General features: G+C 66.1%; 8 protein-coding genes and 1 pseudogene. 3 read left to right on the top strand and 6 right to left on the bottom strand.

The features are described 5' to 3' along the window. The first annotated feature begins 350 nt into the window (after nucleotides 1-350). Nucleotides 351-617: an SHOCT domain-containing protein gene (locus NG698_RS21335; RefSeq protein WP_252602453.1), complete on the top strand. Its 267-nt coding sequence runs from the start codon at nucleotides 351-353 to the stop codon at nucleotides 615-617. A gap of 295 nt (nucleotides 618-912) precedes the next feature. On the opposite strand, the gene NG698_RS21330 is transcribed toward NG698_RS21335, so the two are convergent. The 6 genes and pseudogenes from NG698_RS21330 to NG698_RS21305 form a co-directional block, all read right to left on the bottom strand. Beyond that, nucleotides 913-1,119, bottom strand: a complete 207-nt coding sequence (locus tag NG698_RS21330) for an SHOCT domain-containing protein (RefSeq protein ID WP_252602501.1) — start codon at nucleotides 1,117-1,119, stop codon at nucleotides 913-915. A 481-nt stretch (nucleotides 1,120-1,600) separates the two neighbouring features. Continuing rightward, a complete protein-coding gene (locus NG698_RS21325; protein ID WP_252602455.1) occupies nucleotides 1,601-2,011 on the bottom strand; it encodes a DUF302 domain-containing protein in 411 nt (136 codons plus the stop codon). 55 nt (nucleotides 2,012-2,066) lie between these two features. Further along, entirely contained in the window at nucleotides 2,067-3,545 is a 1,479-nt protein-coding gene (locus NG698_RS21320; RefSeq protein WP_252612240.1) for a multicopper oxidase family protein, read from the bottom strand. Beyond that, entirely contained in the window at nucleotides 3,545-3,811 is a 267-nt protein-coding gene (locus NG698_RS21315; RefSeq protein WP_308216211.1) for an SHOCT domain-containing protein, read from the bottom strand. Before NG698_RS21315 ends, NG698_RS21320 begins: the two co-directional genes overlap by 1 nt. Before the next feature lie 427 nt (nucleotides 3,812-4,238). After that, nucleotides 4,239-4,661, bottom strand: a pseudogene (locus NG698_RS21310) (TraM recognition domain-containing protein); the annotation flags it as partial. Nucleotides 4,662-4,820: 159 nt separating this feature from the next. Continuing rightward, complete coding sequence (locus NG698_RS21305) at nucleotides 4,821-5,078, bottom strand: metal-sensitive transcriptional regulator (RefSeq protein ID WP_252569989.1); 258 nt, start codon at nucleotides 5,076-5,078, stop codon at nucleotides 4,821-4,823. Between the two features lie 124 nt (nucleotides 5,079-5,202). On the opposite strand from NG698_RS21305, the gene NG698_RS21300 reads away from it, so the two are divergent. Both NG698_RS21300 and NG698_RS21295 read left to right on the top strand, forming a co-directional pair. After that, nucleotides 5,203-5,823: a rhodanese-like domain-containing protein gene (locus NG698_RS21300; protein WP_252612236.1), complete on the top strand. Its 621-nt coding sequence runs from the start codon at nucleotides 5,203-5,205 to the stop codon at nucleotides 5,821-5,823. Beyond that, nucleotides 5,820-6,108: TSUP family transporter (locus NG698_RS21295; protein WP_252612234.1), on the top strand; the 289-nt coding region annotated here is incomplete at its 3' end. The genes NG698_RS21300 and NG698_RS21295, both read left to right, overlap by 4 nt.

The following is a 6,108-nucleotide window of genomic DNA, read 5'->3' as shown; positions in this document are numbered from 1 at the left end:
GAATTGCCTGGCCTGATTCTTAGCGCTCATTTGGCAGGAAACCAGCCACCAACTCGGCAGGATTTCCTGGCTGAAACGGCCTACAGATAGTCGATCACACACAGGTGACCGTGCACCGGCGCCTGAGACCCGGCCCAGAGCCTGTGCGTGCGCCTTGCCCGATCGGGCCGGCGGCACAGCCGGGACGCCATAACGCAAGGGTAGTTCTCCGACAATTCCTCACATGCGGCTGCACGGGCCCCGTGGTCAGTCAAGAGCGGCTCTGTACCGGGGCCCCGGCGGATGATATCTTGCGCAAGAGCCGGTACGCCAGAGATGTTCGGGCCGGCCCGTGAAAGGACGTACGAATCATGATGGGTGGCGGGCTCGGCATGGGCTGGTGGTGGGCCATCGGCCTGCTGATGGCCAGCGCCCTCCTCTGGGTCATCATCCGCAGTGTCCGTGCCGCCGGAGAGAACAGCGGCCAGAACAACGCTCAGGAACCCCGAGACACGGACATCGGGGCCGCCGAAACCCCCGGGGGTGCCCGCGGGATCCTCGCTGAGCGGTACTCGCGCGGCGAACTGAGCGCACAGGAGTACCAGGAACGTCTCCGCGTCCTCGGCGGGGGCCCGTAGCGGCGCCGGATACCCCCGTCGGCGGGTACTCCAGCCGGCTTCTCGGCCTGCGCGGTATTCTTACCTGGCCGGAAGGCCAGCTTCGGGCCACCCCGGGTGGACTGGTGCCCCATTTTCGTCAGGAGACGTTCACGACCCGCCCTGGAAGATCAGGTGCCGCAGAGGTCTGACGGGACCGGAATCCGGTGCCGCCGGCAGTCGCCCCGACCAAGGCCGACGACGCCGACCGACAGGGCCGTCATGATGAGGGTGATAGAGACCCCGAAAATGACCTGCCCGCGATGCGGGACGGGTTTCATTCAGGATGCCGGAGTGCGGAGCGGCGGGCGGTGTATTCCGTTTCGTCGATCTCGCCGCGGGCGAATCGTTCGTGCAGAATACGCTCCGCGTCGTAGTGCGGGGGCCGCACGGGGCCGGGTCCTTCATGCGGAGGGGTGCGCCGAAGCAGGAGAACGACGACGGTGACCACCCCTCCCCAGAACACCAACATCATCAGTACCATCGCCACCCAGGCACCTACACCCCAGCCGTTCCCGTCCCATCCATACATCCTGACTCCGTCCCGTACCGTGCCTATGTGCTGACCAGCCTGTGGTTGGAGGCTATCGCCTCCCTAGCCCACGGAACAGGGTCCAAGGTCCTCAACCGGTTCCCCATATCTCATGGCTACTTTGAGTGGACCGCTTCGTGGACGTCCGCGGCTTCGGATTTGGTCCCCTGACAGGCGAGGCCGGGGACGCGCGCGCCGGTGGACAGCGTCGCCGGGGTTCGTTCGTCGCCGCCCGCGAACCTGGACCCCGGGCTACGCTGATTGGCCGGACGGTAACTCAGCAGCCCGGTGACGCCCGCCAACAAGGCCCCGGCTGAGCCGGGCGTCCTGTGAATAATCCCGCTGGCACCGCGGCCGGCAGGCTCCAGGGCCGTAACGCGTTCCACCGCAGTCGCTCTCCGCGGCCGGCCGGTCGCCGCACGTTGGCCGGGTCTCAGGAGGTTTCGAGTTCCTTCAGGGCCGCGAGGAGCCGCTGATCGGCGTCCGAGGCGACCTCGGAGACGGCCGGCGCGTCGCTGAGCTGGACCATGGTCTGCGGGTCGATGGTCTGGATGACGGTGGTGCCGGTGTCCGGTCCACGTCTGATGACGACGTTGCAGGGCAGCAGCAGACCCATGTCCGGGTCCGCCGCGAGAGCTTTCTGCGCCAAGGCAGGGTTGCAGACGCCCAGGATGAGGTAGTCGCCCAGGCCCTGCCCGGCGTCGGACCCGAGCTTGGCCTCGAAGGTGGCGCGGACATCGATTTCGGACAGCACGCCGAATCCCTGACCGGAGAGGGCTTCACGGGACCGGGTTACTGCCTCTGCGTAGGGCAGGGCGACGGTGATGGTGTGTGCGTAGCTCATTGTGGTACTCCTTCATCGGTTTTCTGATTTTTGCAGAGGGCTGCGGGTCGCCGTGCTACCGGGCTTCGATCAGGCCCATCATGCCACTGTCCTCGTGGTCGAGGATGTGGCAGTGGTAGACGGTTTTGCCGGTGAAGTCATCGAAGGCGATTCGGACCCGGACGCTGCTGCGGGCCGGGACGTTAACCACGTCCTGCCACATGGGAGTGTCCACGGGCCTGCCGGCCTGTTCGATGATCTGCATCGGCCACACGTGCAGGTGCACCGGGTGATCCATCGGACTTGTGTTCCGCAGGGTCCATTCCTCGACGGCGCCGGCGGGGACGGTGGTGTCGACCCGGGCCGGGTCGAACGGCCTGCCGTTGATAGTGAAGCTCATCAACCCCGAGCCCATGCCGCCGCTGTTCATACCCATACCCATGGCGAAGACCAGTTCCCGGTGCGCGGTGACCGCCAGGGAACGCAGGTCCCGCGGCACGGGCTGCGCCGGGACCGGTCCCGGCGCGGCGGCCGGTGCGCCGGCAACGGCGAAGGTGGCCAGGACCGTCCCGTCCGGGCCGGCCGGGGACTGTCCGCCTCCGTTGTTGCCGCCCATCATGGATCCCACCATGCTTCCCCTGTCCACGGGTAAGGTGCGCAGCACGGCGGTCCCGGCGGCGGCGGTGACCAGCAGGTCCGCCCGGTTGCCCGGGGCCAGCAGCACCTCCTCGACGTCCCGGGGACTCTGGTAGCGGCCCGAATCCAGACCCAGCAACTGCAGGGACTGGCCGTCCAGGCGCAGTTTCAGGTACCGGGATGTGCAGGCATTGATGACCCTCCACCGTTCACGCTCGCCCGGCCGGGCGGCCAGGACCGGGTTCAGCTGCCCGTTGACCAGCACCAGGGCACCTTCCCGGCCCATCATTTTCTCCATCGCCGAGACGGCGGCGATGGAACCGCCACCGGTGAGGGAGATGTCGGAGATGACCAGGACCCGTTCCCGGCTGACCGGCACGGGCTGGGGGTCCTGGACGATGATCGCCCCGTACAGGCCGCCGAAGATCTGGTCGGCCACACTTCCGTGGCGATGCGGGTGGTACCAGTACACGCCCGGCGGGTGGTCCGCCGGCAGCCGGTACTCATACTCAAAGGACGTTCCCGGTTCAACCGAGACCAGCGCATTGTCGCTGTTGCCCTGCGGGGAGACGTGCAGCCCATGGACGTGCAGGTTGGTCGGATCCCCCAGCCTGTTCTCCAGCATCACATTCACACGGTCCCCGGGCCGCAGGAACAGGGTGGAGCCGGGCACGGACCCGTTATAGGACAGCGCATTGGCATCCCTGCCCGCGATCAGAACCTGGCCCAGGGCTGCTGAAAGCTTCACCTGAAGCCGGCCATCGGCACTGTACAGGGCCTCGGGTTCACTCAGGTCCTGCCCACCGGCGGACTGGAATCCTGAGCCTTGGCCCCACAGCAATCCTGCCGCGCCCGCCATGGCGGCTGCGGCCCCCGCACCGCCCAAGATAAGGGCCGTTCGCCTGTTCATCGGGTCCATCAGGTCCCGTCCGCGAGGGCTCTGAGCCGTTCGGCGTATTCCTCCGTGCTCAGCTCCCCCCGGGCATACCGTTCATCCAAGATCCGCCGGGCAGTGCCTCCTGGACCGGACCGGTCCGGGGCCTCCCCGCGGCCGGTTCCCCCACGGTTCCTGCCCCCAAAGAAAAACCGCACAGCAAGAATCCCCAACAGGACGATGCCGATCAGCAGGAGCAGCCAGAACAGCCACGCCGAACCCATCCCGGACCCAAAGCCACCCAACATCATCCTTCTCCGCTCCTGCAGCCCCGTCCACGGCCCGTCCGGCCTTTCCTTCTTTTTGAGCCTATCGCAATATACCCCCTGGGGTAAGTCGATCACCAGGCCGCAGCGTCAGCGCTTCGGCGTACAGAGCCAATCAAAGCCGGCCACATGCCACTTTCACCGAACATGTCAGCGAAAGCCCGCCCTCCGTGCCGGTGGTCGCGGCCAGTCGAAGGTGGGACCAGTACAGCGGTCGCTAAAACCGCGCTCGTCACAGCGGATCCAAAAGAGTGCGCAAGAACCAATACTTGCCCCGTGGACGTCGGTTAAGGCCAACCTCCGACAGGACTAACGTCGGATAATTTACCAATTCACAAGCCACCCCTCTCTGTGTCGCCGGGAGCGGGAGCTGTGCTGAAGAGTCCGATATCGCTGTTCATCTCAGAACCTCCTACGTCGTGACCCAGGGATTGGCCGCCGGCTCAGCTGCCGCCGGTTCCGCCGGTATGGTCGGTCCTTCAGGGCGGGGGCTGTAGGTCTTGATGGACGCCTCTACAGCTTCCTTGTGGGTTCCGGTGTACCAGGGCAGGGTCCGGACCAGCGTGGCCGGTGCACCGGAGGCAAGGACCACGGCGCGGCCCCGGTCGAGTTCCGCGAGGTTGGGGACATCGAAGACGCGCTCCTTACCTTCCTGCCGGGAGCGGCTGGAGCCTGATTTGCCGGGCGAGATGGAGACGTTGGTGTAGCTGTAATCCCCGATCAGGTCCGAGAGTGCCCGGAGAAAGACTTCTTCGGCCACGCCGCCGCCGTAGACCCTGACGTTGGCGGCCGACCAGATTTTCCGCATGTTCGCCTCTCCCCACAGTTCAACGCCCTGTGACCAGGACGGGGGGCGGGACGGTAACCGCGTGGGTAGAGCTCATGAGCCTGCTCCTCATATGTCGTTACAGATAAGGTCCTAGTCCGGCGGGTGGACTGTGCCGGGGTAGCTTGGGGAAGCTCCCCCGGCACGGCGTTTGTGGGTCCCTGCTTTTCAGGCGAGGGAAAGAAAGAGCTTTTCCAGCTCTTTTTTGTCCATGGTGGTGTCTTTACGGACGATGCACTGCTCAAGGCCGCTGGCGATGATGGCGAACCCGGCCCTGTCCAGGGCCTTCGAGACTGCCGCCAGCTGGGTGACGATGTCCTTGCAGTCCTTCCCTTCCTCCAGCATGCGGGTGACGGCGGCGAGCTGGCCCTGGGCGCGCTTGAGGCGGTTGACCACGGGGGTCAGTTCAGTCGAGTCGAGTTGCATGAGGTCTCCAAAGGTGTGGGGGTCTGGCATCAACTATATACCCCCTAGGGTGTTTTGCATACCCTCTAGGGTATCTGCAATACTGGGTGGGGTATCCGCCAACGACCCCTTTCGAGAGGCCCCCATGACTTCCTCCTCCCCCGCTACCGCCATTACTGCACTCGCGCCGGAAACCTTGCGCAGCTGGTTCACCGAGCATCAGGACCTCGTCCTCATTGACGTGCGCTCTGCCGCTGAGTTCGAGTCGATGCACATCCGGGGCTCCTATAACGTCCCGCTGCCGTTGCTGTCCGAACACACCGACGAACTGGCCGCCCGCCTGGGCAGCCGCGTCGTCCTCGTCTGTCAGTCCGGAGCCCGCGCCGAGCAGGCGCGTCAGCGCCTCGCCGGTTCCGGCATCGATACGGCCTACGTCCTGACCGGCGGCGTCCCAGGCTTCGCAGCGAGTGGTGGCGACGTCGTCAAGGGCAAGGACCGTTGGGACCTGGAGCGGCAGGTCCGCCTCGCCGCCGGGTCCCTGGTGGTTCTGGGCCTCGCGGGCGGGAAGTTCGTTTCCCCTAAGATCCGGACGCTGGCCGGCGTCATCGGGGCAGGCCTGACGTTCTCCGCGGCCACCAACACCTGTGCCATGGGCCAGGCCATCTCGGCGATGCCATGGAACAGGGCCGCCAAGGAGCCCACCCGCGAAAGCGCAATCCTGACCCTTCCTGTCGCTGACGCCCAGGAGGAGGTCAAGGCCTCATGACCGCCACCCTGATCCTGGTCCTTGCCCTGTCTGTAGTGATCGGGCTCTCGCTCGGCGTCCTGGGCGGCGGCGGATCGATCCTGACCGTCCCGATCCTGGTCTACGTGGCCGGGTTCGATGCCAAGGAAGCCATCGCCGCTTCGCTCTTCGTCGTCGGCGTCACCTCCGCTGTCAGCGTGTTTAGCCACGCCCGCGGGGGCAGGGTGATGTGGCGGACGGGCCTGATCTTCGGCGCAGCCGGGATGGCGGGCGCGTTCGTCGGCGGCCTCCTGGGCGGACATATCC

It is taken from the genome of Pseudarthrobacter raffinosi (genome assembly GCF_023913735.1).
In the GTDB taxonomy this organism is placed as follows: domain Bacteria; phylum Actinomycetota; class Actinomycetes; order Actinomycetales; family Micrococcaceae; genus Arthrobacter; species Arthrobacter raffinosi.
Note: the sequence above shows the minus strand (reverse complement) of the source record. Positions and strands in the feature narration are given on the sequence as shown.

Excerpts from the sequence above, each read along its gene's own strand:
- NG698_RS21335 (WP_252602453.1), top strand. The coding sequence starts at position 351 with ATGATGGGTGGCGGGCTCGGCATGGGCTGGTGGTGGGCCATCGGCCTG.
- NG698_RS21330 (WP_252602501.1), bottom strand. The coding sequence starts at position 1,119 with ATGGTACTGATGATGTTGGTGTTCTGGGGAGGGGTGGTCACCGTCGTC.
- NG698_RS21325 (WP_252602455.1), bottom strand. The coding sequence starts at position 2,011 with ATGAGCTACGCACACACCATCACCGTCGCCCTGCCCTACGCAGAGGCA.
- NG698_RS21320 (WP_252612240.1), bottom strand. The coding sequence starts at position 3,545 with ATGGACCCGATGAACAGGCGAACGGCCCTTATCTTGGGCGGTGCGGGG.
- NG698_RS21315 (WP_308216211.1), bottom strand. The coding sequence starts at position 3,811 with ATGATGTTGGGTGGCTTTGGGTCCGGGATGGGTTCGGCGTGGCTGTTC.
- NG698_RS21305 (WP_252569989.1), bottom strand. The coding sequence starts at position 5,078 with ATGCAACTCGACTCGACTGAACTGACCCCCGTGGTCAACCGCCTCAAG.
- NG698_RS21300 (WP_252612236.1), top strand. The coding sequence starts at position 5,203 with ATGACTTCCTCCTCCCCCGCTACCGCCATTACTGCACTCGCGCCGGAA.